General features: G+C 72.7%; 27 protein-coding genes and 1 pseudogene. 14 read left to right on the top strand and 14 right to left on the bottom strand.

Features of this window, described 5'->3' with window-relative positions:
• Window positions 1-52: 52 nt before the first annotated feature.
• The 3 genes from C8D89_RS09385 (at window position 53) to C8D89_RS09395 (ending at window position 1,966) form a co-directional block, all read left to right on the top strand.
• Window positions 53-799 carry a BglII/BstYI family type II restriction endonuclease gene (locus tag C8D89_RS09385; protein WP_116707879.1) on the top strand — a complete coding sequence of 249 codons (747 nt, stop codon included), beginning with the start codon at window positions 53-55 and terminating at the stop codon, window positions 797-799.
• 89 nt (window positions 800-888) lie between these two features.
• Window positions 889-1,578 (top strand): MT-A70 family methyltransferase, encoded by a 690-nt coding sequence (locus C8D89_RS09390; RefSeq protein ID WP_116707880.1) that lies wholly within the window; start codon window positions 889-891, stop codon window positions 1,576-1,578.
• Between the two features lie 151 nt (window positions 1,579-1,729).
• Complete coding sequence (locus tag C8D89_RS09395; protein WP_116707881.1) at window positions 1,730-1,966, top strand: helix-turn-helix domain-containing protein; 237 nt, start codon at window positions 1,730-1,732, stop codon at window positions 1,964-1,966.
• A 7-nt stretch (window positions 1,967-1,973) separates the two neighbouring features.
• On the opposite strand, the gene C8D89_RS29120 is transcribed toward C8D89_RS09395, so the two are convergent.
• Window positions 1,974-2,525 (bottom strand): ester cyclase, encoded by a 552-nt coding sequence (locus C8D89_RS29120; RefSeq protein WP_341477312.1) that lies wholly within the window; start codon window positions 2,523-2,525, stop codon window positions 1,974-1,976.
• 81 nt (window positions 2,526-2,606) lie between these two features.
• On the opposite strand from C8D89_RS29120, the gene C8D89_RS09405 reads away from it, so the two are divergent.
• Window positions 2,607-3,260, top strand: a complete 654-nt coding sequence (locus C8D89_RS09405; RefSeq protein ID WP_207787147.1) for a hypothetical protein — start codon at window positions 2,607-2,609, stop codon at window positions 3,258-3,260.
• Window positions 3,261-3,310: 50 nt separating this feature from the next.
• Here C8D89_RS09405 and map read toward each other — a convergent pair whose 3' ends face one another.
• A complete protein-coding gene (map, locus tag C8D89_RS09410; RefSeq protein WP_116707883.1) occupies window positions 3,311-4,096 on the bottom strand; it encodes a type I methionyl aminopeptidase in 786 nt (261 codons plus the stop codon).
• 85 nt (window positions 4,097-4,181) lie between these two features.
• Window positions 4,182-5,657 (bottom strand): flavin-containing monooxygenase, encoded by a 1,476-nt coding sequence (locus C8D89_RS09415; protein WP_116707884.1) that lies wholly within the window; start codon window positions 5,655-5,657, stop codon window positions 4,182-4,184.
• A 134-nt stretch (window positions 5,658-5,791) separates the two neighbouring features.
• Between C8D89_RS09415 and C8D89_RS09420 the strand changes: the two genes are divergently transcribed.
• Genes C8D89_RS09420 through C8D89_RS30955 form a run of 3 tightly spaced genes read left to right on the top strand, consistent with a single transcriptional unit; the run spans window position 5,792 to window position 7,263 of the window.
• Window positions 5,792-6,181, top strand: a complete 390-nt coding sequence (locus C8D89_RS09420) for a thiol-disulfide oxidoreductase DCC family protein (protein WP_116707885.1) — start codon at window positions 5,792-5,794, stop codon at window positions 6,179-6,181.
• Between the two features lie 40 nt (window positions 6,182-6,221).
• On the top strand, window positions 6,222-7,055 hold the full coding sequence (locus tag C8D89_RS09425; protein WP_116707886.1) for a maleylpyruvate isomerase N-terminal domain-containing protein: 834 nt from the start codon (window positions 6,222-6,224) through the stop codon (window positions 7,053-7,055).
• Between the two features lie 13 nt (window positions 7,056-7,068).
• Window positions 7,069-7,263, top strand: a complete 195-nt coding sequence (locus C8D89_RS30955) for a DinB family protein (RefSeq protein ID WP_341477313.1) — start codon at window positions 7,069-7,071, stop codon at window positions 7,261-7,263.
• 47 nt (window positions 7,264-7,310) lie between these two features.
• On the opposite strand, the gene C8D89_RS09435 is transcribed toward C8D89_RS30955, so the two are convergent.
• Together C8D89_RS09435 and C8D89_RS09440 are read right to left on the bottom strand one after the other, a co-directional pair.
• On the bottom strand, window positions 7,311-7,901 hold the full coding sequence (locus C8D89_RS09435; RefSeq protein ID WP_116707887.1) for an amphi-Trp domain-containing protein: 591 nt from the start codon (window positions 7,899-7,901) through the stop codon (window positions 7,311-7,313).
• 108 nt (window positions 7,902-8,009) lie between these two features.
• Window positions 8,010-8,840 (bottom strand): alpha/beta fold hydrolase, encoded by an 831-nt coding sequence (locus C8D89_RS09440; RefSeq protein WP_116707888.1) that lies wholly within the window; start codon window positions 8,838-8,840, stop codon window positions 8,010-8,012.
• Window positions 8,841-8,864: 24 nt separating this feature from the next.
• Here C8D89_RS09440 and C8D89_RS09445 point away from each other — a divergent pair, with 24 nt between their 5' ends.
• The gene (locus C8D89_RS09445; RefSeq protein WP_243417980.1) at window positions 8,865-9,461 is read left to right on the top strand and encodes a TetR/AcrR family transcriptional regulator; all 597 of its coding nucleotides are present in this window, start codon (window positions 8,865-8,867) and stop codon (window positions 9,459-9,461) included.
• Here C8D89_RS09445 and C8D89_RS09450 read toward each other — a convergent pair.
• Window positions 9,458-9,661: an ANTAR domain-containing protein gene (locus C8D89_RS09450; RefSeq protein WP_165825619.1), complete on the bottom strand. Its 204-nt coding sequence runs from the start codon at window positions 9,659-9,661 to the stop codon at window positions 9,458-9,460. The two genes, C8D89_RS09445 and C8D89_RS09450, sit on opposite strands and share 4 nt — an antisense overlap.
• A 434-nt stretch (window positions 9,662-10,095) precedes the next feature.
• On the opposite strand from C8D89_RS09450, the gene C8D89_RS09455 reads away from it, so the two are divergent.
• The 3 genes from C8D89_RS09455 to C8D89_RS09465 all read left to right on the top strand — a co-directional run bounded on the left by C8D89_RS09455 (window position 10,096) and on the right by C8D89_RS09465 (window position 13,507).
• Complete coding sequence (locus tag C8D89_RS09455; protein ID WP_341477314.1) at window positions 10,096-11,169, top strand: zinc-binding dehydrogenase; 1,074 nt, start codon at window positions 10,096-10,098, stop codon at window positions 11,167-11,169.
• A 480-nt stretch (window positions 11,170-11,649) separates the two neighbouring features.
• Window positions 11,650-12,834, top strand: coding sequence for a fatty acid desaturase family protein (locus C8D89_RS09460; protein WP_116707890.1), 1,185 nt, complete (start codon window positions 11,650-11,652; stop codon window positions 12,832-12,834).
• 370 nt (window positions 12,835-13,204) lie between these two features.
• The gene (locus tag C8D89_RS09465) at window positions 13,205-13,507 is read left to right on the top strand and encodes a BMC domain-containing protein (RefSeq protein WP_341477315.1); all 303 of its coding nucleotides are present in this window, start codon (window positions 13,205-13,207) and stop codon (window positions 13,505-13,507) included.
• A gap of 6 nt (window positions 13,508-13,513) precedes the next feature.
• On the opposite strand, the gene C8D89_RS09470 is transcribed toward C8D89_RS09465, so the two are convergent.
• From C8D89_RS09470 to C8D89_RS09505, 8 genes are all read right to left on the bottom strand, one after another.
• Window positions 13,514-15,610, bottom strand: coding sequence for a helix-turn-helix domain-containing protein (locus C8D89_RS09470; RefSeq protein WP_116707892.1), 2,097 nt, complete (start codon window positions 15,608-15,610; stop codon window positions 13,514-13,516).
• 25 nt (window positions 15,611-15,635) lie between these two features.
• On the bottom strand, window positions 15,636-16,670 hold the full coding sequence (locus tag C8D89_RS09475; protein ID WP_243417981.1) for an alcohol dehydrogenase catalytic domain-containing protein: 1,035 nt from the start codon (window positions 16,668-16,670) through the stop codon (window positions 15,636-15,638).
• A 7-nt stretch (window positions 16,671-16,677) separates the two neighbouring features.
• Window positions 16,678-18,018 carry a malate dehydrogenase gene (locus C8D89_RS09480; RefSeq protein WP_243417982.1) on the bottom strand — a complete coding sequence of 447 codons (1,341 nt, stop codon included), beginning with the start codon at window positions 18,016-18,018 and terminating at the stop codon, window positions 16,678-16,680.
• Window positions 18,015-18,647: a BMC domain-containing protein gene (locus C8D89_RS09485; RefSeq protein WP_116707893.1), complete on the bottom strand. Its 633-nt coding sequence runs from the start codon at window positions 18,645-18,647 to the stop codon at window positions 18,015-18,017. Before C8D89_RS09485 ends, C8D89_RS09480 begins: the two co-directional genes overlap by 4 nt.
• A complete protein-coding gene (gene eutJ, locus C8D89_RS09490) occupies window positions 18,644-19,492 on the bottom strand; it encodes an ethanolamine utilization protein EutJ (protein ID WP_116707894.1) in 849 nt (282 codons plus the stop codon). Before eutJ ends, C8D89_RS09485 begins: the two co-directional genes overlap by 4 nt.
• Entirely contained in the window at window positions 19,459-20,865 is a 1,407-nt protein-coding gene (locus tag C8D89_RS09495; RefSeq protein WP_116707895.1) for an aldehyde dehydrogenase family protein, read from the bottom strand. The genes eutJ and C8D89_RS09495 overlap by 34 nt, the downstream gene beginning before the upstream one ends.
• Window positions 20,866-20,905: 40 nt before the next feature.
• On the bottom strand, window positions 20,906-21,193 hold the full coding sequence (locus tag C8D89_RS09500; RefSeq protein ID WP_116708163.1) for a BMC domain-containing protein: 288 nt from the start codon (window positions 21,191-21,193) through the stop codon (window positions 20,906-20,908).
• Window positions 21,194-21,282: 89 nt separating this feature from the next.
• Entirely contained in the window at window positions 21,283-21,567 is a 285-nt protein-coding gene (locus C8D89_RS09505; RefSeq protein ID WP_116707896.1) for a EutN/CcmL family microcompartment protein, read from the bottom strand.
• Window positions 21,568-21,784: 217 nt separating this feature from the next.
• Here C8D89_RS09505 and C8D89_RS09510 point away from each other — a divergent pair, with 217 nt between their 5' ends.
• From C8D89_RS09510 to C8D89_RS09520, 3 genes and pseudogenes are all read left to right on the top strand, one after another.
• Complete coding sequence (locus tag C8D89_RS09510) at window positions 21,785-22,762, top strand: DUF7064 domain-containing protein (protein ID WP_116707897.1); 978 nt, start codon at window positions 21,785-21,787, stop codon at window positions 22,760-22,762.
• Window positions 22,759-23,760 (top strand): HAD family hydrolase, encoded by a 1,002-nt coding sequence (locus C8D89_RS09515; RefSeq protein WP_116707898.1) that lies wholly within the window; start codon window positions 22,759-22,761, stop codon window positions 23,758-23,760. The genes C8D89_RS09510 and C8D89_RS09515 overlap by 4 nt, the downstream gene beginning before the upstream one ends.
• Before the next feature lie 69 nt (window positions 23,761-23,829).
• Window positions 23,830-24,411: pseudogene (locus tag C8D89_RS09520) on the top strand (tyrosine-protein phosphatase); the annotation flags it as partial.
• Window positions 24,412-24,430: the final 19 nt, after the last annotated feature.

Consider the following 24,430-nt stretch of genomic DNA (forward strand, 5'->3'; position numbering starts at 1 on the left):
GGTGCACGGCGCTGCCCGTGCCCGCCGGGCCGGTACGGCACACTGACCGCCGATGGAGCTCACCGGCAGCTGGACCACGGCCCTGCCGGCCGCCGTCGTCGATCGTTACGAGCTGCGCGAGACCCGCAACGCCGCGGCCGTCCTCGCCGCGACCAGCCCCCAGGAGTTCGCCGAGGTCTGCGCCGTCCTCGCCGACTTCGTGCTCACCACCAGCGACCTCGTCGAGGCCGGCGGGAACGAGTCGCGGCTGGCCGCCCGCCTCAACGCCGCGTTCCGCACCCGCGGCTGGCGCGAGGGACGCGTCGACACCGTCGTCACGTCACGGTTGCAGGTCCAGCCGTGGGCGCCCGCCGGCGAGCACGGGGTGACGGTGCGCGAGAGCGAGGTCGTCAACGAGGGCTACAAGGTCGACAACGTGAAGGGCCGGGTCGCGCTCGACGTCGAGTGGAACGCCAAGGACGGCAACCTCGACCGCGACGTCGGCGCCTACCGGGCGCTCTACGACGCCGGGCTCATCGACGGCGCCGTGCTGCTCACGCGCACCCACGACGACCTGCGCGAGCTGGCCCGCGAGCTCGCCCGCGCCGCGGGGCGCAGCGACGACGAGGTCCGCAGCCGGCTCTCGACGTCCACCACCACGCACCTGGGCAAGCTCGAGTCGCGGATGACCCGCGGGGACGCCGGCGGCTGCCCGCTGCTCGCCGTCGCGATCTCGCGGCGTTGCTGGTCGCCCGCGGGCGGAGAGCGCGCCCGCCCGCCCGCGCCCGCGCCGCTGATGCTCACCGACGGGTTGCTGTGAGCCACGGCGACCCGGCGGTGTCGGAGGGGCTGTCGGACCCCGGCGCTAGCGTCCCGCCCGCCCCGACCCCGGCGAGGAGGCCCGAAGCGATGACCCTGGCGGCAGCCGCCGACCCCGACGCCGAACCGACCCCGGCGCGTGCCCGGCGCGCGGCGCCCCTGCGCGTCGACGCCGCGCCCCTGGAGAGCGTCGAGCTCCCCCGCACGGCGGGCGGTTGGTCGTGCGTCTACGCCGATCCGCCGTGGCGGTTCACCAACCGGACGGGCAAGGTCGCGCCCGAGCACCGGCGTCTCGACCGCTACGACACCATGACCGCCCCGGAGATCGCGTCGCTGCCGGTGGCCGACGTGGTGTCGGCCAACGCGCACCTCTATCTCTGGGTGCCCAACGCCCTGCTCCCCGAGGGGCTCGCCGTGATGCAGGGGTGGGGCTTCCGCTACGTCAGCAACCTCGTGTGGGCCAAGCGGCGCAAGGACGGCGGGCCCGACGGCCGCGGCGTGGGTTTCTACTTCCGCAACGTGACCGAGCTGATCCTGTTCGGCGTCCGCGGGTCGTTGCGCACCCTCGAGCCGGGCCGGCGGCAGGTGAACATGATCGAGACGCGCAAGCGGGAGCACTCCCGCAAGCCCGAGGAGGCCTACGACCTCATCGAGGCGTGTTCGCCCGGGCCCTACCTCGAGATGTTCGCGCGCTACGCGCGTCCGGGCTGGACGAGCTGGGGTGCGGAGTCGGGCGACGACGTCGCGCCGCGCGGCCGGCAGTACCCCGCCTACCGCTAGTACAGGCACCGACGTTTTCGATGACGCTGCGTCGTGGCGTTGATCCGTCGGGCGGACCTTGATCTCGTTCGCAGTACGCCTCCGACCGCTTGACTCAGGGGTAATCCCCGGTAGTGGCGACATTCCGCCACGCGCTGTGATACTTCCTCGCATGGCGAAGACACCGGAGCTGGCGCGCAACCAGCGGGTGACGGGGGCGGAGCGCACCAAGCTGGGCAACGAGCTGCTCAAGCGGTACCAGAAGGGTGCCAGCATCCGTGAGATCTGCGCCGAGACCGGCTACAGCATCGGACGGGTGCGCCGCCTGCTCGTCGACGCGGGCGTGGAGTTCCGTGGCCGGGGCGGCACGCAGGGCCGCAGTCGCAAGGACGGCGCCAACAGCTCCTGAGCGCGGGTCAGCGCCGGCGGCGCTGCCAGGCGTTGTAGGCCCACTTGAGGCCGACGTCCACGCGGGACCCGTCAGCCGGCAGGAGCCCGATCTGGCGCGCGAACTGCATCTGGTCGAACACCACGAAGTTGCTGGCGATCCGGCCGTCGGTGACCGTGAAGTGGTCCATGCCGTCGAGGTCGATGCGCGCCCCCGAGGGGGCGATGCCCTCCCAGTCACCGCCGGTGTGGGTGCCGGTCAGCCGCCAGCGCAGGAACACCTCGCCCTCGTCGGCGTTCTCCGCGAGGCCCACGATCGTCATGGTCAGGTCGGGCAGGGCGGTGAAGACGTCGGCCCACCACGCCACGAGGGCGTCGGCGCCGCGGACCGTGCGCGGCGGGAGGCGCTCGTAGGTCTCCGGTCCGAACACCTGCCGCAGGGCCTCGGCGTCGTGGCTGTTGATCACGTCTACCGTCCACCGCACGAGGGCGGCCGGGCTCGCGCCGGCGGGAGGGGTCGGCCGGGGCGGACCCGGAGCAGGGCTGGTCCGGGACGGGGACGGGGTCGACGCGGCGCTCACGTCGGAGGAGCGTAGACCGCTGCGCCGCGGGGCACCTTGCCGCTCGGACCCACCAGCCCGGACCAGGGAGGAACACCGCCGATGAGCTCGCAGGTCGCGGCCCAGTGGGTGTCGGCGATCGGCAGTGCCGGGTCGCTGCTCGGCTTCGCCGCCTACGTGTGGATCATGCTGCTCAACCGCAAGGACCAGGTCGAGGTCCGGCAGGAACAGCAGGCCCAGGGCGTCACCGCATGGCTCGACGACGGTTCCCGCCACGACCGCGACGACGACTACGTCCTCTGCATCCACAACGGGGGCGACTCCCCCGTGTTCCAGGTGCGCTGCCTGTTCAGCCTGCCCTCGAGCGACGAGCAGCACAGCGTCTCGATGGCGCTGCTGCCCCCGCAGAGTGACGAGATCCGGTCGCTGCCCTTCGGGTCCGACGACGTGGACCGCGACGAGCTCTACTCGGCGCCCGCCGTGCCGGAGATGCGGTTCACCGACTCCCACGGCACCCACTGGGGCCGCGACAGCAACGGCCAGCTGCACCGCCTCGACCGGCGCGGGGTGCGGCGCAAGCCGTCCTCGCACGGCGGCGAGGACGGCGCCCGCGACGACTCCGAGTGGGAAGAGGCGCACCGCGAGCGCGCGGACGCGCCGAAGCAGGGGTCGTCCCAGGGCGACTCGCCGCAGGACGACGGGTCGAGTGCCGACGGGCACCGCGAGAGCCGCACGGGGGCGCGTGCCGATTCTTGAGGGTGTGTGTGGAAGCCCGTGCCCCGGCACGGGCGAGCGCGCACGAGCCGTCAGGCCAAGGTCAGCACGCGCGGGCCGTCCGGGGTGACGGCCACCGTGTGCTCGACGTGCGCCGCACGGCTGCCGTCGGACGTGCGCAGCGTCCAGCCGTCGTCGTCGTGGACGTAGTCGTCGTCCCCGCCGGCGTGCAGCATCGGCTCGATCGCGATCACCAGGCCGGGCCGCATCTTCATCCCGCGGCCGAGCCGTCCCTCGTTGGGGACGTGCGGCGCCTCGTGCATCGCGCGCCCGATCCCGTGACCACCGTGGTCGGCGAGCATCCCGTAGCCGGCGGCCCGGGCCACCGCGCCGATCGCCGCCCCGACGTCGCCGAGGCGGGCGCCCGGCAGCGCCGCGGCGATCCCCGCGTGCAGGGCGCGCTCGGTGGTGGCGATGAGCTCGAGGTCGGCGGGGTCCGGATCGTCGCCGACGACGAGGCTGATCGCCGCGTCGCCGCACCAGCCGTCGAGGAAGGCGCCGCAGTCCACGCTCAGCAGGTCACCCTCGTCCAGCCGGTACGCCCCAGGGATGGCGTGGACGACCGCGTCGTTGACGCTCGCGCAGATGACGCCCGGGAAGGGCGAGGGCGCGAAGTGCGGGTGGTAGTCGAGGAACGCGGGCACCGCGCCCGCGTCGCGCATCACGTCGTGGGCGACGCCGTCCAGCTCCTTCAGCGACACGCCGGGCGCCGCCGCGTCCCGCACGGCGTCCAGGCACCGGGCGACGACGCGGCCGGCCTCGCGCATCGCGTCGACCTCACCGGAAGTCTTGAGCTCGATCTCGGAACGCCGCAGCATGCCGCGACACTAGCCAGCCGCCGGATCCGGCGTCGGAATCACAGCCGTGTAGTTCGTCCCCAGTGTGGACAAGGGGTGTGGACAACTACCGCCGGGACGGGATGAACTCGTAGTCCGTCGGCTCGAGCCGGGCCACCGCGCGGACGTACTCCTCCATGTACCGCGGCCAGTTGGCGACGATGCGCCCGGACTCGTCGCGGTACCAGGAGTCGCAGCGGGTCCACGCGGTCCCCTCGAACTCCGCCTGGATGCGCTCGTCGAAGGCCTGCTCGACGTCGCGGCGCACCTCGAGCGCCGCGGCCCGCCGGCGCGCGGTCTCCTGCAGCGCCTGACGCACGTAGGCCACCTGGGCCTCGAGGAACACGATGATCGAACCGCCGGAGGTGTTGGTGTTCGGGCCGTAGAGCACGAACAGCGAGGGGAACCCCGGCACGGCCATCCCCAGGTGCGCGTGCGCCCCGGCGCCCCACTCCTCCTGCAGCGTCCGGCCGCCGCGCCCGACGACCTCCATCGGGAACATGAACTCCGTCGTGCGGAAGCCCGTGCCCCAGATCAGCACGTCGGCCGGGTGGTGGCGCCCGTCCTCGGTGCGCACGCCGTCGGGAACGATCTCGGTCACCCGGTCGGTCACCAGCTCCACGTTCTCCCGGCACAGCGCGGGCAGGTAGTGCGAGCTGAACAGGATGCGCTTGCAGCCGAAGGTGTAGTCCGGCCAGGCCTTGCGGCGGACCTCAGGGTCGCGGAGCTGGCGGCGCATGAAGATCGTCGAGTAGAGCCGCCCGAGGCGTCCGACGGTCCGCGGGTGCCGGATCATGATCGTCAGGAACTCGAGGTAGCCCTTGAGGAAGAAGCGCCGGGCGCGGATGACCGCGGGGAAGCGCGCGAAGAAGGCGTGCAACCACCGCGGGTAGGCCCGGTTCCTGCGCGGGAGGAACCAGTTGCCACTGCGCTGGAAGACGGTCATGCGGCCGACCTCGGGCGCGATCGCCGGGACGAACTGCACCGCGCTCGCCCCGGTGCCGACGACCGCGACGCGCTTGCCGCGCAGGTCGACGTCGTGGTCCCAGCGCGCCGAGTGCATCGCGGGGCCGGCGAACGACTCCGCCCCCGGGACCTCGGGGATGGCGGGCGTGTTGAGCTGGCCCGTGGCGAGCACGACGGCGTCGGCCTCCCAGGTCCGGCCGTCCTCGCTCTCGACCCTCCAGGTCATCGTGTCCTCGTCGAGGCGGCACGCGCGGACCCGCACGTTCGGGACGAACAGCCTCTCGATCCCGTACTCGCGGGCCACACCCTGCAGGTAGTCCAGGATCTCGCTCTGCGGGGAGCACAGCCGCGACCAGTCGCTGCGCTGGGCGAACGAGAACGAGTACAGGTGGCTCGGGACGTCGCAGGCCGCGCCGGGATAGCTGTTGTAGTACCAGGTGCCCCCGATCTCCGGGGCGCCGTCGAGGACCACGACGTCGGTGATCCCGTGGTCCCGGAGCTCGACGGCGGCGGCGATGCCACCGAAGCCCGCACCCACGACGACGACCCGCTGACCCGCTGCGCTGTGTTCCTCCACGGCGGCGGACGGTAGCTGGTCGCGCGGCTTTTTGGCAGGCTGCCAACGTCACGGACCCGGGTGACGGCGGGCCGCGGCGGGCGCTCCTCGGGCGCCGGGGGGCGGACCCGTCGAGCGACGGGCATCGTGGAACGGTGAGCAGCTCCGACGGGTACGCCGGCCGCCTCGTCTTCGACGGTGAGTGCGGCGTCTGCACGCGCTGCGTCGACTGGCTGCGTCGCCTCGACGCGCAGGGCCGGGTCGACGTGCAGCCCTACCAGCGCGAGGGCGTGCCCGCCTCGATCGGGGCGACCGTCGAGGAGTGCCGCGGGTCGGTGCAGTGGCTGGGCCCCGACGGCGTGCGCCGGGGCGGCGCCGACGCCGTCAACGCCGTGCTCTCCGTCCTGACGGGCACCGCCCTGCCCTCAGCGGTCTACCGCGCGAGCTCGCGGCTGCAGGAGCGCGCCTACCGGTGGGTCGCCGATCACCGCGGGCGCTTCCCCGGCACGACACCCCACTGCCGGCAGCAGCCGCAGGACTGCTGATCGTGGTCCTGTCCAAGGACCGTACGATACGGTCACGCACGTGTACCGCCCCCGCCTGACGGTCGAGCGCTACGCCGACGAGGTCGCGGGACAGTCCCGGCTCCTCGGCGAGCACCTGGTCGGCGCGGACCTCACGACGCCGGTGCCCTCCTGTCCCGGCTGGAACCTGGCGCAGCTGACGCAGCACGTCGACGAGGGGTTCCGTTGGGTCGAGGCCCTCGTGCGCACCCGTGCCGACGGCCCGGGCGACGACACCGCGATGCGTGTCCTCGACCCCGCACCGGCCACCACGTCCGCCGAGCGCGCCGACCGGATCGTCGCCGCCGGGGCGACGCTCGCCGCGACCCTGCGAGCCGCCGGCGCCGACACCGCGATGTGGACCCCGCTTTCCCCGGGCCGGTCCGGGTTCTTCGCCCGCCGCTTCGCCCACGAGGCGCTGGTGCACCGCGCCGACGCGGCCCTCGCGCTCGGAGTCCCCGTCGACGTGGCCGACGACCTCGCTCTCGACGGCCTCGCCGAGTGGATGGAGCTCGGCGGGCTGCCGCAGATGCTCGACGTCCACCCCGAGCGACGTCGCCTGCTCGGAGCCGGGCGCACCATCCGCGTCGCGGCCACCGACACCGACGACGCCGACGGGGCGTGGCTGGTCGACCTGAGCGGTCCGACGATGGTCCACCGCCGGGGCGAGGACACCGCCGACGACACCGCCGACGACACCGCCGAGGACACCGCCGCCGCGGCCACCCTGCGGGCGCCGCTGGCGACGCTGCTCCTCGTCCTCTACGCCCGTCGTCCCCTCGAGGCGGAGGGGGTCGTCGTCGACGGCGACGCCGACCTGGTACGGACGTGGTGGGAGCACTCCGGCTTCGGCTGAGACGCTGCCGGGCGTGGACGAGGCGGCCGCGAAGACCCTGCACCCCGGGATCCAGCAGGGGCGCGACGCCGTGCTGTGGAAGCTCGAGGGGCTGGGCGAGTACGACGCGCGGCGCCCGATGACACCGACGGCGACCGGCAGGACCTGGGCGACGGCCCGAGCGCCGACCCGGGGCGCGTCGTCGATCCCCGGAGCGGCGTCCCCCTGATGTCTCGGACTTCCCGCCTGGGACGACCGGCGGCCGGCCGCGGACGTTCAGCTCTTCGCGGCGCCGCCGCGTGCCGGGGCCTTGCCGCTCTTCACGGGCTGCCGGGCGGGCTGCTTGGCCTTCGCCGAGCCCTTGGGGTCGGCGGGGTTCGCCGACGAGCTCGAGGACGGCGACGCCGAGCCCGAGGACGAGCCCGAGGACGAGCCCGAGGACGAGCCCGACCCGGACTCCGCACCGGCATCCGACCCGGAGCTCGGGGTCGCGCTCGACGTCACGGCCCCGCCGGCGGGCTCCTCGGCCTCGCTCACCTCGTCGTCACCCTCGTCGTCACCCTCGTCGGCGCCCTCGTCGGCGCCCTCGTCGTCACCCTCGTCGTCCGTCTCGTCCTCAGCGGCCGACGACGCCTTCTTGCTCCGCGTCGACCACGACAGCTCGAGCTCCAGCTCGACCTCGTCCCCGTCGAGCTCGACCTCGATCTCCACCTCGATCTCGTCGCCCAGCGGCAGCGTCAGGACGGGGCCCGAGAGCGACAGCTCGGCCGTCCCACCCTCCCGGATCGCGTCGGCGAGGTCGGCCAGCCAGTCGGCGACCTCCTCGCGCGACAGCGTCACCTCGTGCTCGACCTTCATCTCCGCCATCTCGCCGCTCCCCTTCCCGGGCGCCGCCTCGGTGCCGCGCCGTGTCGGGGTCCAGCGTCGTGGATCAGCGGCCGCGGCGACATCCCCCGGGTGTCAGGGATGTCCGGCCTATCTCGCCAGGAAGTCGAGCACCTCGCGGGTGACGCGGTCGGGGTCGTCCTCCATGACGAAGTGGCCCGCGTCGGGGACGACGACGAGCTCGGCGTGCGGGATGTCGCGGACCAGCCGCTCCGCCCAGTGCGTGGGTTGCCACCGGTCCTCGGCTCCCCACAGGAGCCGCACCGGGACCGCGATCTCCCCGAGCCGGTCGGTCAGCTCCTCCGTGTCGCGCGCGTCGTAGTGGCGCACCTGGTGCTCGACGAAGGACGCCCGTCCCACCGCCGTGCGGTGCGGTGCCAGGAAGGCGCGCAGCTCGTCGCCGCTCATCTTCGCCTCGTCGGCGACGGTCATCCGCAGCTGGCGGGTGAGCATCTCCTCGAACTCCTCGGCCGGCATCGACGCGACGCCGTCCAACCGCGTCCGGATGATCTCTCGCCACGTGGCCGACGGCCACGAGTCGTAGCTGACGGTGTCGATCAGCATGAGGCGGCGGAGGCGCTGCGGGTGCAGCACGGCGATCCGCTGGCCGACGGCGCCGCCGATGTCGTGGGTGATCAGGCTCGGATCCTGGAGACCCAGTGCGTCGAGGAGCCCGACCAGCAGCTCGGTCTGGGCACCGACCGACGTGTCGCGGTCGAGGGGACGCTCCGACGCGCCGTAGCCCAGCAGGTCGTAGGTGACGACCCGGTGGCCCTTGGCCTCGACGGCCGGCGCGACGTGGCGCCACTCGTGGGAGTACGACGGCGTCCCGTGCACGAAGACCACGGGATCACCCTCGCCGCGGTCGCGGTACGCCAGCCGCACGCCGTCGACGAGCAGGTGCCGATCGAGGAGAGTCATGCTGGGTAGACTAATCTACCTAGCGTGGATGGGAACAAGACCGCGAGGCGAGGCTCGGCGCGCGCGAAGCTCATGACGGCGGCGGCCGCCCGCTTCTACGCCCAGGGCGTGGCCTCGACCGGCATCGACGTGATCACCGCCGACGCGGGCGTCGCCAAGATGAGCCTCTACAACAACTTCGCCTCCAAGGCGGAGCTCGTGGCGGCGTATCTCGAGCAGCGCCAGGAGGAGTTCCTCGCGCTGCACCGGCGGCGTCGGGAGGCCCTGCCCACCGGTGCCAGACCCGGCGAGCGCGCGCTGACCGTGTTCGACGCCTACGTCGAGCACGCGGAGGCGGCCGCGGAGTTCCGCGGCTGCGGGCTGCTCAACGCCGCGGGCGAGCTGGCCACCGGGGACCCCGGGCGCGACGCGGTCGCCCGGCACAAGGCCGAGGTCGAGGACCTGCTGCGTGACGCCCTCACCCCGCGGGACGGGGAGCGCGGCGCCGACGACGTCGGGGGTCTCGCCGAGCACCTGTCGCTGCTCCTCGAGGGCGCGATGGCGCGGGCCGGCCTCGAGGGGTCGACGGCACGCCTGCACCGCGCGCGCCGACACGCCGCGATCCTCCTCGCGGCGTCCTAGATCCCCCCGCCGCTTCCGCCTCCGGCGGCATCCTCGATCAACCAGGCGGCGACGGTCAGGACGCCCAGGTTCGTCTCGCGCGACCAGTCCCGGAGCTTCGAGCCGGCCTCCTCGACGTCACAGCCGTAGCGCCGCATGAGGATGTCGGTCGCACAGCTGATCACGTCGTCGTCGATCTTCGGATGATCGTCCTCGGGCACGGGTCGATCCCCTCGGCCCGACTGCCCCATGGGCCAGGAAGTGGACAACGGCTTCGTTTGGGGGGCCTCTGCAGTCTGACAGATGGTCCAGGGCACTGGGTGATGCGCGCCACGGCCCGGCTCCCGGGACAACGGAACCCCGTCGCCGGCAGCGGGGCCACCGACGAGCGGAGCCCCGCCGTCCGGCTGCGCTTCTGAACCGGACCTCCGACGTGCGTGCGGCACGCCGCCCGGACCGGTCCCAGCACACCACCGGGCCGGCGGGCATCCCCTCGTCGCCGCGTACCCAAACCACCCGTGGGCGGGCCGGCTCGCGGCGGCGGTGGCCGGAGGACGGGTGATCTCGCCGACGAGGGACACCTTCTCGGGCCGATAGGCTGGGCAGAGCCGGGTCGCTCGCCGGCATCGGCTCCCCCGAGGGAGGCGCAGGACCCGTGAACACCGAGGCCACGATGACCGCCGCCGCCCTCACCGCGTTCGGCGGTCCGGAGGTCCTCGTCGTCCGGCACGACGTCCCCGTCCCGCACCCGGGGCAGGCACAGGTCCGGGTGCGCGTGAGCGCCACGGCGCTCAACAACACCGACATCTGGACCCGCGAAGGGGCGTACGGGACCGCCGAGGACCCCGACGCACCGGCGGGCTGGCTCGGGCCGATCGCCTTCCCGCGGATACAGGGCGGAGACGTCGCCGGTGTCGTCGACGCCGTCGGCCTGGACGTCACGCCGGAGCTCGTCGGCCGTCGTGTGCTGGTCGACCCGGCCCGCTACGCCCACGACGGACCCGACGCGCCGATCGTGGCGGTGCTCGGCAGCGAGTTCGACGGCGGGTTCGCCGAGTACACCGTCGTCGACGCCGCGCGCGTCCACGACGTCACCGAGTCGCCCCTGACCGACGAGCAGTTGGCCTGCCTGCCGATCGCCTCCGGTACCGCGATGGGGATGGTGGAACGGGCCGGCATCCGGCCCGGGGAGACGGTGCTGGTGACAGGTGCGTCCGGCGGCGTGGGGTTGGCCGCGGTCGGACTCGCCGCCGCCCGTGGCGCTCGGGTCACCGCCGTCACCGAGGCTGCGAAGGCGGCCCTGGTCGAGGAGGCCGGTGCCGCGCAGACCGTCGACCGTTCCGGACCGGGCCGCGACGTGGTCGCGGCGGTGCGCGCGGCGCACCCCGACGGCGTCGACGCCGTGGTGGACGTCGTCGGCGGTGACCAGCTCGCGCGCCTGATCGACGTGCTCGTTCCCGGTGGGCGGGCCGTGGTGGCCGGAGCCGTCGCCGGGCCGGTGCCCGCGATCGACCTCCGTCGGCTCTACCTGCACAACCGGCGGCTCATCGGGTCGACGATGCACACCGCGGCGCACTTCGCGAAGCTGGTCGAGCACGCCCGTGCCGGCGAGATCCGCCCTCGGGTCGCGGCGCGGCACCCCCTCACGGCCATCCACGAGGCCCAGACGCAGTTCCTGCGCCGCGACCACGTGGGCAAGATCGTGGTGATCCCCCGCGGCGTGGACTGAGGCCGGCCGTCGACCAGGGAGACGCCAGCCCACCCTCGGGTACGGGAGCGGGAACCTGCAGTCGCGGCCCGACGGTCGCATCGCTGCGGCTCTGTCGTGGCCTGCCACCGCCGCTGCGGCCGCCGACGACGGGGCGGCCGGACGTGCTCGGCGTTCGCGCCCGAAGCGGACGTGCGCGCGCCGGTCGACGGGCCTGCTCGGCTCAGGCCCCACCGGCTCCTCTCACGAGTCGGCGGTCCGTCCGCACGCTGTGGTCCGCGACGACCGGCCGGGCCGGACTGTTGCCCGTTCTCGGTGTGTGGCAGGCCACGCCGGGCCCGTGACGGTTTGGCCGAAGCCGACGGCGAGAAACCGACTCAGGACGGTGATGCCCCCTGCACGTCAGGAGTGGGCGTCCCGAGTACGCCGGACTCCAGGCCGACCCTGGAACCTCCGGACTGCCCCAGAGGCGAGCCCTCACGAGGGCCGGGAGATTCCTCGATGAGCAACACCACCCTCACCACGACGACCGAGACGACCGAGACGACGGCGCACCTGTCCGACGCTGATGTCGAGGCGCTGGGCGCGGAGCTCGACGCGATCCGCGCCGAGGTCATGGACGACCTCGGCGACGACGACGCCCGCTACATCCGGAGGGTCATCGCCTGGCAGCGCGGGTTGGACGCCGCCGGCCGCGGGATGCTGCAGTTCTCGCTGCTCCCGCCGGCCTGGCTGGGCGGCACCGCCGCGCTGTCGGTGGCCAAGATCCTGGAGAACATGGAGATCGGCCACAACGTCCTGCACGGGCAGTGGGACTGGATGCACGACCCCGAGATCCACTCCTCCACCTGGGAGTGGGACTCCGCTTCGTCGGCGGAGGGCTGGAAGTACTCCCACAACTACGTCCACCACACCTACACCAATGTGCTGGGCAAGGACCGGGATCTTGGCTATGCGGTGTTCCGGGTGGACCCCGAGCAGCCCTGGAAGCCGTGGCACCTGCTCCAGCCACTGATGAACATCGGATTGGCCGCCGGGTTCGAGTACGGCATCGCGATCTACGACATCGAACTCGAGGAGGTCATCGCCGGACGCAAGCCCTGGGCGCAGGCCAAGGACGAGCTCGGCGGCTTGTGGCGCAAGATCCGCGGCCAGCTGCTCAAGGACTACATCGGGTTCCCCCTGCTCTCCGGGATGGCCGCCCCGACCACGCTGCTGGGGAACCTGACCGCGAACATCACCCGCAACGTGTGGTCACATGCGGTGATCTTCTGCGGGCACTTCCCGGCCGGGGCGGAGACGTTCACCGAGGAGCAGCTCGACGGCGAGAGCCGCGGCCAGTGGTATCTGCGCCAGATGCTCGGTTCGGCCAACCTCGACGGCTCCCCGCTGATGCACCTGATGACCGGAAACCTCTCCCACCAGATCGAGCACCACCTGTTCCCCGACATGCCCTCCAACCGCTACGCCCAGGTCGCCCCGAAGGTCCGCGACCTGTGCGAGCGCTACGGGCTGCCGTACACCAGCGGCCCGTTGCACAAGCAGTACGCCAACGTGCTGGCCACCATCGCTCGCCTCGCCCTGCCCGGCGGGACGGCCGTCGACGGCAACCGGGAAGACCCGGGGGCGGCTTCGTCCGGGCCGCGGGACGGCGCCCACACCCCGATCGGCGTCGGCGCGGCCTGAGCCGGCTCAGGACGGTTCGCTCGGTCCAGCGTCTTCGCTGTTGACGGTGGGCGGAGACGAAGGGAATCGAACCGTCAACTCCCGCCCTGCAAGAGATGACCGACTGCGTTGACCAGGGCCCTACCAGCAACATTGTTCGCGCAGGCCGTCACTCGACGCTCGTCCGCCATCGATGATCGACCCTGGCTCGTGTCACGAGGCGTGTGACGAGGCCCGATCAAGAACGTTTCGTTCTGCCGCACCCGAGCCTGTCGCACGGACTATCCACGGGGACAAGGGCTCGGCATTCCGCTGTCCCTGCGGGCGATGGTCGATGGGCCGCCGCCGATGGAAGCTCGAGCATCGGACCGCGACGACGTGGGAGGACTCCGTGACCCAGCCTGGACGCGCCGGTGCGCTCGGCATGATCGAGACGCGGGGACTGGTCGGAGCCATCGAGGCCGCCGACGCGATGGTCAAGGCGGCCAACGTCGATGTGGAGGGCTACCGGACCCTGCGCAACGGCCAGGTGTCCGTGCTCGTGCGCGGGGACGTCGGCGCGGTGACTGCTGCTGTCGACGCCGGCAAGGTGGCCGCGGCTGCCGTGGGTGAGCTCTATGCGTCGCACATCATCCCGCGTCCGCACGGTGACACCGAGGGCATCGTCGACGCGGCTGTCTCCCACATCCGTTGAGCGGACTCAAATCCCGTCGTTGTTGAGCTGCAGCAGACGGAGCGCGACATCGGCCCGCATGCGGTCGTCGTGTCGCGAGAGGTCGAGGCCGGTGAGCTGCTTGATGCGCTCGAGTCGGTAGCGCAGCGTCTTGTGGTGGACGAAGAGCTTCTCGGCGGCCACACGCTGGGAGCAATCGGCGTCGAAGAAGGCGCGAAGGGTGCGGACGAGTGCGCCGTCGTTCTCGCGGTCGTAGGCGACCAGCGGTCCGGTGACGTCGTCGACGAACGTCTGGAGGTCGGGATCGGAACCCGAGCCGAGGAGCAGGCGCACGACGCCGAGCTCCTCGTAGAGCGAGATGTTGCCCCCGCCCAGCCGGTGGGACGCCGAGAGCGCTGTCTGCGCCTCGTTGAAGGCGGCCGGTAGGGCGTCGACCTCGTCGTGCGGGCGGCTCACCCCCCACGAGGACCGCAGGTCGGACACTTCGCCCCGGGTGGCGTCGACCATGCGCTGGACGAGGTCCTTCGCAGCGGCCGAGTCGAGGGCTTCGGCGATCGCGACCACGAGGTCACCCCGGAGCGCGACCAATGCGAGCCGAGGCCCTTCCTCGCGGTCGCGAAGGGCGCGAACGACGTCGCGCCTCAGTCGGTCGGCGCGCGAGGTCTCCCAACCGTGCCGGGCCTCGAGCTCGTCCACGTTGTCGAGGTGGCCGTGGACGACGCGCATCCGGCAGCCCAGCGACACGCCCATCTGCTGGGCCCGGGCTCGGGCCGCTGTCCGGTGCTCGGGCGGACCCTGGACGAGATCCCAGAGGACTTCGCTGAGCGCCTCGTGTCGTGCGCGGCTGGCAGCACGTTCACGGAGTAGCGACAGTGAGCAGGCCATGGCGACCTGGCCGACGACCGCGTCGAGCATCTCCTCGCCAGAGTTCTCCTCGTCCTCCGCTGGCAGGAGGCACACCCAGCCGACCTCGTCGCCGTCGGCGTAGACCGGTTGGAGTCGTGCGGCCGGCGACAGGCCGGCCGTGCGGCGCATGGTGCGGCCCTTGCCGGCCCGCACGGGGAGCTGACCGGGCACAGCGCCGCCGTGGACGGCGAGCGCCACCCCGGCGCCGTCGTAGATGCCGACCTGGCAGCCGAGCTGGGTCGCGACGCGTCGGGCGAGAGCGGGTAGCCCGCCGCCCTCGAGCACGGTCGTGAGCAGGGCGTGCTGCAGCTCGGCGGTCTGCCCGAGCACCCCGACCTGGTGCTTGAGCGCAGCGTGCGCCTTCTCGAGATCGGCGTTCACACGAACCTGTTCGTCGTGGAGGCGTGCGCTGCGCAGCGCGATAGTGGCGAAGTTCGCCAAGGTCACCATCCGGCGCACGTCCTGCTCGGTGAACACCGAGGGACGTCGGCGCCACACCTCCAGCACCCCGAGGAACTCCTCGGGCAACTGCAGCGGCACGGCCAGCGCGGACTCGGTCTGCTCACGCTCGGCGAGGCCGACGAAGTCGCGGCTGATGGTCTTGTCCTCGACATAGCGATCGACCTTGGCCGGCCGTCCGGTCTCGAACACGAGCCCGGCGACACCCATCCCCCGCCGCATCCGCAGCCGTGCGGTGTCGATGACCCGGTGGCCGACGCACGAACGCATCGCGACCTCGTCGCCCTCGCGCAGGAGTACGCCGCAGATGTCGGCGTCGAGGAGCCCGAGGGTGCGCGTCGCGATGGAGAGCAGGAGCTGGTCGACGTCGTGGACGGAGAGCAAGCGCTCGACGACCTCGGTGACGATCACCGTCTCCTCGGCGGCGTCCTCCGCCGCGCGCACCGCGTCCTGACAATCCATGGCGAGCGTCGCCCACACGCATGCCTGGCCGATCAGTGTGCGGGTCTCGTCGGAGGCGCGGGGGCACTCGATCGTCCACGACACCGCCACCCGCCCAGCCAGGACGGCGCGGCTGCCCGCCTGCGGCGCCACGCCATCGACCTCGACGGCGACCTCACCGCCGATCGCGGCGGACGCGGCATCCCGGAGCTCGGCGAGTGCGGCGTCGGCGGAGGTGGGCACTGTCGCGAGGAGGCTGCGCAACCGCTGGGCGCTCTCGGCCCGGTCATCGGCGCGGTCCGCGTCGACCGGCTTCATCGGAACACCTCCGGGAACCGATCGCCTACGGGCGGATCAGCGTCTTGAGCGTAAGTCGCTCGGCGGTCCGGCGATACGCCTCGACGGCCCCGTCGAGACCGACCCGCTCCGTGGCGACCACGCTCGGGTCCAGCACCCCGGCGCGCACCAGAGCGAGGAGGGGTTCGGCGTCGCGCATGACGTCACCGATCGCAAAGGAGAAGGCGAGTTCGTCGGCGAAGGCCCGGCCGGCGGGCACCTCGATCGTCTCGCTCGGGACGCCGACCGAGGCGACGCGCCCGCGCCGGCGCACGAGATCGAGCGCGAGGCCCAGGCCCCGCTCGCCGCCGACGGCGTCCACTACGACATCCGCGCCGCGGCCGTCCGTGGCCGCATCGACGACCTTGCGCGCCCGGTCGGGACTCGCGGCCACGGCGCCTTCCCGAGCGGCGATCTCCCGGCGGTCGGCCACCGGCTCCACCACGACGACGACACCCGCACCGATCGCCTGCGCCACGAGGCTGGCGACCTGACCGACAGGTCCCCCGCCGAGGACGGCCACGGTCTCTCCCGGCTCGGTCCCCGCTCGTCGCAGCGCGGCGTAGCCGGTGGCCGCGGTGTCGCCGAGGAAGACGGCCGCATCGGCGTCGATGCCGGGAGGGAGCGCGACGAGAACCGTGTCGGCGTGCGGCACGCGCACCAGCTCTGCCTGCGCTCCGGCCAACGGCGGCCCGAACACCGTTCCGGTGCCGAAGAACCGACGATCGGAACACTGCCAGTGGTCGCCACGCCGGCACCACCAGCAGCGCCCGCAGGCGGTGTAGTCGGCGCCGACGACGAGGTCGCCCAGCGCGTGCTCGCGCACCTGGTCGCCACGCTCGACGACCTCGCCGACGAACTCGTGCCCGAGGACGAACCCGCGCGGGAGCTGGTCGGGATGGGCGAGCACGTGCAGGTCGGTGCCGCACACCGCCGCCCGGCGCACACGCACGATCGCGTCGGTCGGAGAACACAACCGCGGGTCGGCCACGTCCTCGACGCGGACCTGCCCGCGACCGGCGTGCACCACCGCCCTCACCACGACCCCCTCATGACGCGGCAGCCATCGCCCCGAGGCGCTCGCGGATCCGCTCGCCGGCCGCCCGGAGCGCGGCGATCTCCTCGGGCGCCAGCGGGATCGTCACGATCTCGCGGAGCCCTGTGCGGCCGAGCCGGACGGGCAGCCCGAGGTAGACGTCCCGGATGCCGTAGGAACCATCAGCGAGCACGGCGGCCGACATCACCTCGTCGCTCTCGCGGACCATCGCGAGCACCATCCGCGCCGCGGACATGCCCGGCGCCATGAATGCGCTGCCGGTCTTGAGGAGGCCGACCACCTCGGCCCCGGAGCCGCGAGCCCGGTCCACCACGGCGTTGAGGCGCGCCGGAGGCACGACCTGCGCCAGGGAGGAGCCTTCGTGGGAGGCGCGCGAGAGCGGAATGACCATCTCTTCCCCGTGGCTACCCAGCGCGATCGCGTCGACCGATCGCGGGCGGACGGAGCCCTCCACCCCGATCAGGGCCTGGAACCGCGCGGTGTCGAGGACCCCGGCCATGCCCAGCACCCGCGAGGAGGGGAAGCCCGAGGACGTCCAGGCGTGCTGGGTCATCTCGTCGAGAGGGTTGGTGACGACGACGATCACGGCCTGCGGCGAGGTGGCGGCCACGCGGCGTGCAACGTCCCCGACGATCCCCGCGTTGGTGCTGACGAGGTCCGCACGTGTCATCCCCGGTTGCCGGGCCCTGCCGGCGGTGACGACGACGTAGTCCGCGGAGCCGGCCTCCTCCACGGTGCCCACGCCCCGGACGCGGGTGGTGAAGTCGGAGAGCGGAGCGGTGTGCTGGAGGTCGAGGGCGATGCCGGCCGCCCGTCCCTCGTCGATGTCGACCAGCACGACCTCGTCGAAGAGGTCGGCGTCGGCCAGGCGCATCCCGGCGACCATGCCGACGTGGCCGGCACCGACGACGACCACGCGTCCGGTGCGTCGGGGACCGTCGTCGAGCCCGGCGGGCAGGGGCGCACCCCGTCGAAACAGCGCCGGGGACGGCGGCCGCATGGCCCGCACCGGCCCGCCCGTCCCCGGCGAGCCGACCGAGGGCGGGAGCAGGGGCGTCGCCGGCGAGGGAGCCGGCGAGAGGGGAGCGTTGGGCCGGGCCCCGGCGGTCGTCACCGACGTGGTCGTGCCTGGCGACCGGTCCGTGGTCCCCGACGACATCGGCAGGGCGGACGCTGGCGGCCGGTCGAGGGCGTCGGCGGACGTGACGGCGACACCGAGCTCCTGGGCGCGGTCGCGTGCGAGCGGGGTGACGAGGTCGCCCGGAGCGACGCGGAGCGCGACCCCGCGAGCCGCGGCGGCCTCGACGTCGGCCGTGCCCCACACGGCGGTCACCGCTCCTGACCTTTCATCTCCTCGAGCGCGGCGACCGCGGCGTCACGCGCGGACTGCACCTCGCTCTCGGTGCCCGAGAGGAACATCCGGCCGAAGCGGCCGACCGCGCGCAGCTCGATGACGGTGATCGACGCCGCCTTCTCGGCCTCGTTCGCGGCGACGGAGATGTAGGCGGCCGGCGCGACCTCCATGATGAACAGGCTCTGCCCCGGCATGAGCATGCTGCCCTTGCGCCACTTGTTGAGCAGCTGCGCCTGGTAGGGGTGCACGTTGGTGATGAACTGGGTCGACGCGATCGTCGGCCGGATGCGGTCGGTCTCGACCAGGCCGAACTCGTCGAGGATCGCCTGCCCCGAGGCGAGCACCTCGGCCTGCTGCTCGGAATGGATCTCCAGCAGGCCGAACTCACGCTCGATGATCTGCAGCGCAGGACGGACACCCGCGGCCTTGAGCGCGATGTCGGCGGCACGGAACACCTCGTTGCCGGGCGCCATCTCGATGTAGAGCTCGGCCATGCCGGCGATCGGCACGTCGCCGGGGCTGGTCGCGGCGATGTGCGCGGCACACTGCGGCTGCATGCGATCGACGAAGGCGTAGGTCCGCAGGGACGGAGCGTTCGCTGACGTCATGGCGCAGACCTCGCGATCCCGAGGGGGGTGATGAGCAGGGCGTGCGGGTGGGTCACGACGGTCCTCTGCAGGTACTGCGCCAGTACGTCGCCGGCGCGGGGGAGCATGAGGGCGCCGCCCGCCAGGTGCAGCGGGAGGTCGGCGTCCGTGCCCCGGGTCATGGCGCGGATCGACTCCGCGATGCGGTGCAGGCCGGGGGTGAGGATCGGGAGGGCCTCACCGGGCCGCTCTCGTTTGAACTGCTCGGCCTCGCTGACGTCGACGCCCAGCGCGCCGGCCACGACGAGGTCGAGGTGGTGCCCGCCGCCGGGGCGATCATCGAGGCGCTCGAGGCGTCCGTCGCGGAAGACCCCGACGCCGGTGGAGCCGCCGCCGACGTCGATCACCACGCCGTCGGTGATCTCGAGGGTGCGTTGCGCCGCGGTGACCTCGTCGACGAGCGCGACGTCCCGGAAGCCGGCCGTCTCGCAGACGTAGGTGCAGGCCCGGGCGTCAGCGGCGGGGATGCAGGGTGGGTAGGCGGTGGCGGCGCTCGTGAGCTCGATCCCGAGGGCGTCCACCGCGCGCTCGCGCAGCTCGCGCACCGTGGCCGCCGCCCGGGCGAAGTCGACGACCACGCCGTCTTGCAGTGCGCCCGAGCCGGCGGACTCGACCCACACCGGCCGCTCGTCGTCCAGCACGACGAGCACACAGCTGGCCGTCCCGAGGTCGACTCCGACACGAGGCCGGGCCGGTGTGCCGTTCGGCGGCTTCCCGACCCTGTCCGCCGCCGCGGCGAGCAGGGCCTGCGGATCCCCGCCCGCCACCGCGCTCAGACCTCGACGCTGTCGTAGACGCTGCGCCATGGCCGGACCTCGTGGGCGACTCTCTTGATGTTGATTAGGTGCAGGGGCGTGACGTTGTCCGAGCAGATGGATCCGCTCCACGTCCCGGTACCGAGCTGAAAGGACGGGTCGACGTCGGTCGAGTAGCCCATCCCGCCGAACAGAGCGGGAGTGTTGACCACGATGCGTCCCGCGGGGAGTGCTGCGAACGGGGCGAGCTCCGCAGGGTCGGCGGCGTGCACCGCCGTGGTGTGCCCCTCCCCGCCGAGCGCGAGGATCTCCCGGCATCGAGCGAGGCCGGCCTGCGGGTCACGGGCGCGGTAGACCGACAGCACCGGGCCGAGGATCTCCCGCGAGAGCGGGGTCGTCTCACCGACGGTGTCGAGCTCGCAGGCCAGCACGCGGGTCGAGTCTGGCACCCCGAACCCGGCGAGCGCCGCGAGGCGGTGCGCGCTCTGCCCGACGCTCGCGGGGCGCAGTGCCCCGCGGTCGTCGAAGAGGACGTCGACCAGGGCCGCCTGCTGGGCGGCGTCCATCCAGTGCGCGCCGCGCTCCTCGAACGCCCGCAGGAAGTCCCCGGCCACCGCCTCCGCGACCACCACCGACTGCTCGGCCACGCAGGCCGTGCCGTTGTCGAAGGACTTCGAGGTGATGATCATCTCCGCTGCCTCGGCGGCGTCGGACACGCTGGCGCCCACGTAGGCCGGCACGTTGCCCGCGCCCACCGCGATCGTCGGCTTGCCGCTGGAGTACGCGGCGCTCACCATGCCCGGCCCACCCGTCGCGAGGACGAGCGCGACCTCGTCGCGACGCATCAGCTCCCGGGTGGCCGCGAGCGTCGGCGACTCCAGGCAGGAGACGACGCCCTCCGGGGCACCGGCCGCCGCCTCTGCCATGATCTCCGCCGCCCGCAGCGTGCAGCGCGCCGCTCGGGGGTGCGGAGCGTGCACGACGGCATTGCCCGACTTCACCGCGGCGAGGCTCTTGAAGAGCGCCGTCGAAGTGGGGTTGGTGACGGGGATGATCCCGGCGATCACGCCCATGGGGCTGCCGATGGCGGTGACGCGGGAAGCCTCGTCGGTCCACAGCACACCGACGGCACGGCGCTCGAGCATCCATCGGGCGACGAAACCGGTGTTGTACCGGTTCTTGTAGATCTTGTGTTCGTAGACCCCGTAGCCCGTCTCGTCCACGGCCAGCCTTGCCAGCTCGTCGGCGGCCTTCGTCCCGGCCCGCGCCATGGCCCGGACGTAGCTGTCCAGGGTCTCCTGGTCGACGCCCTCCAGCCGGCGGACGGCCTCGCGCGCCGCCCGGGCTTTCGCGCGGACGTCCGCCAGGCCGGCGAGGTCCGCGTCGAGTCCTCCCGACGGCCCCCGGTCCAGGGTCGCGGTCATCTCCCCACCTCTCTCGGTGCTCGGTCCGTGGTGCCGGCGATCAGCCCTTCGGACGCGCGAGGACGGTGAGGATGCCTTCGGTCTCGTCGTGCGGACGGGGGATGACGTGGACCGAGACGACCTCGCCCGCCTTGCCGGCGGCGACGGCACCGGCATCGGTGGCGGCCTTTACCGCACCCACGTCGCCGCGCACCATCACGGTCACGAGACCCCCGCCGATCTCGCGGTGGCCGAGGACCTGGACGTTCGCCGCCTTGACCATCGCGTCGGCCGCCTCGATCGCGCCCACGAGACCCTTCGTCTCGATGAGCCCTAGAGCGCCGCGCATCGCGACCGCGCCGTTCGTGCTCGACCCGGCGGGGGTGGTCGCCGTGGTTGCCATGTCGTCCTCCGTGTCTCTGCTGGGTCCGGGCGGCGTCAGGCCGTACGGGAGCTGGCGGTGCCGTTGCGGATGACCGAGTCGGCGATGGCGACGACGGCCCGGTCGGTCGGTGAGTCGGAGCCGGCGGCGACCCGGGCGGCGCTACCGGTCGTCACCAGGACGACGTCGCCCTCACCGGCCCCGATGAGGTCGACCGCGACGCACGTCGGACCGACCCAGCCCTCCTCGGTCGTGTCCTGGACGAGCAGGAGGGAGACGTTGTCGAAGCCCGGTGAGCGCACCGTGGCCACGACCTGGCCCACCACGCGACCGAGCAGCATCCCGGCGCCTCCCCGCGACCCCGTCGTCCTCACGAGCCTGTGAGCCAGGTCTCGTACTGTGGATCGGACGCTAGGGCGCGGAGTGGGTAGCGGCCTTATCCCTCCTGGACAACATCGGCGGCCTCCGCTGTCCCGGGTCACCCTGGCTCGAGCCGTGGCGACCGCGGACGCTTCTCGTGATCCACGACACAACCGTGCCGCGCTCTGGAGGTCATCGGTGATCCGCGACGAGGACGCCCAGTTCCACCCGCCGACCAGCGACGACCCGCTGTGGGCGGAGACCAACTACTTCGGCCTGTACGCGGGGCAGGACACCGAGCGGCCGCTCAACATCGGGCTCTACGCGCTGCACCGCAAGATGATCGGCATGGTCGGCACCACGGTGTCGATCAACTCTCGGCGGGTCCGCGAGCCGTGGGCCGCCGAGTACTGGGACTCCCAGAACCTGCCGGCGCCCGACAGCCTGCTCGACTACGAATTGCTCAACGGCCTCAAGGTGGTGTGCACGAAGCCGAACCAGGTCTGGGACGTCGACTACTCCGACCCGACGGCGGGCGTGGAGATCCACTTCCGCTACACCGCGATCATGCCGGCCTACGACATCAATGATCCCGAACAGGACCCGCTCGCCGCAGACCGGGACATGGCCAAGACGTGGGGCCACGCCTACGCCGGGCACTTCGACCAGTCCGGCCGCTACGAGGGCGAGGTGTCGGTGCGGGGCCGCACCCTGCCGATCGACTGCGTCGCCACGATGGACCACAGCTGGGGTGTGCGCGCCGAGCGCCAGACCTCTCGCCTGTCCTGGATGCACGCCCATTTCGGCGAGGACCTCGTCGTCCACGGTCTGTTCGACTTCGACACGAGGAACGGCCCCGACGGCCAATCGCCGCTGCGCCTGACGCACGGCTACCTCGTCGAGGGCGGTCAGATGCACGGCCTCTCGGAGGGTCACGGCCTCACCCGACGGCGCGGGCTCTACCCCGAGCGCATCGAGATCGAGGTGAGCGCTGGCGACCGGTCGATCGCGGTCTCCGGCGACGCGCTCACGACGTTCCCGTGGCTCTCCCAGCCCGGCGTGGTCGGGCACAACGTGCTGCTGCGCTGGACGAACGACCGGGACGACCGGGCTGGGTTCGGCGAGTGCATGGACTTCATCGGTCTCGGTGAGCTCGGGGAGATCAACAGCCGATGACAGGACCGGTACGGGCGGTCATCTTCGACCTGGACGGAACACTCGTCCAGACACGGGTCGCATCGTGGGAGGTCTTCGAACCGATCAGCCGACGCCACGGGCTCGGTGTCGAGACGCCGGCACAGTACTTCGAGCTCTTCCGCGGCAACGTCTTCACCTCGATCCGCGGGCTGTGCTCCGACGACGAGCAGGCCTGGGCCGCCACCGCGGACTTCCTGGCCGCTCTGCGCGCGTACTACGCCCCTCCCCTCGTACCCGGCATGCACGCCGTGGTCCGGCGCCTGGCGTCGGTGTGCACGCTCGCGGTGATGTCGTCGAACGCGATGGAGGTTCTGCGCCGGGTCCTCGTCGAGAACGAGCTGGCGTACTGCTTCGCCCATGTCTTCGGCGGCGACGTGGCTCCGGACAAGCGCGCCGCGCTCCGCGCCTTCCTTGCCGATGCCGGCAGCGGCTACGGCCGACGGTGCTCGGCCGACTACGACGAGGCGAGCGAGGCCGAGCGCCCCGACCCGTCGACGACGGTGCTGGTGACCGACACCGCCGGTGACGTCCGCGACGCCCGAGAGGTCGGGGTCCGCGTGGTCGGTGTGACATGGGGGATGCACTCGGCCGACGAGCTGGCCGAGGCCGGAGCCGAGTTCGTCGCACTGTGGCCGCAGGAAGTGCTGTCCCACCTGCTCGGCGACGACGCCGCCCGCGGACCGACCGGCGCCTGCGCCGTGCCGGGCGCGGCCGTCTCAGCGCCGAGCGCCGGCGCGGCGGGCTGTGGGTGCGGATGCACGGGCGCGGCGTCCCGCCGCTCCGGCACCACGGGCGAGGAGCCCGGGGAGCGGCGACGCCGTCGTCGACGGGAGGCGGTCGCGACAGCTCTCCCTCCGGCCATCGCCGTGGAGAGCCCCGCGGGCCAGGACCACACCGACGGGAACCACACCAACGGCCGCCACCCCGTCGCGTCCGACGACGTGCTCGAGGCGATGCGCCGCATCTGCCGTGGCTGACTCCCCGAAGCAACGCTCAACTTCCGCGACCTCGGCGGCCTCCCGGCAGGCACGGGCTGCCGGACCCGAGCCGGTGTGCTCTTCCGCAGCGACACGCTCCAGGCCCTCACCGAGGCCGACGTCGCCCTGCTCGTCGAGCGCATCGGCCTCGAGGCCGTCATCGACCTAAGTGTCGGGCCCGAAGCCGTCGAGCAGGGTCGCGGACCGCTGGTGACCCGCGACGTCACCTACCTCAACGCCCCACTGCGCAAGGCCGAGCCGAACGACGAGCCGCCCGCACGACAGGCGCTGTGGTTCTCCCTCCAGCACCTCGGAGCGCCGACCTCGGTCCTGGGGGGTGTCCGGGCGGCGGCCGCGTTCGCCGGCCTGCCGACGGTGGTGCACTGCGCCGCCGGCAAGGACCGCACCGGCCTCGTCGTCGCGCTGCTGCTCGCCCTCGCCGGGGTCGAGCGCGACGCCATCGGCGCGGACTACCTCCCCAGCGGACCCCACATGGAGGCGGTCATGATGCGGTTCGCGACCTGGCCGCGCTACCGCGCGCACATGGCGACCGTGGCGCCCCAAGATGTCCATGGCCCACGAGTCGACGGTGCATGGCGGGCACGACGTGCTCGACGAACGGTTCGGCGGTGCGCCGGGTCTGGGCGATGACCCGCGGGATCGACGCCGC

Origin of the sequence: Actinomycetospora cinnamomea (assembly GCF_003096675.1) — a bacterium.
In the GTDB taxonomy this organism is placed as follows: Bacteria; Actinomycetota; Actinomycetes; order Mycobacteriales; family Pseudonocardiaceae; genus Actinomycetospora; species Actinomycetospora cinnamomea.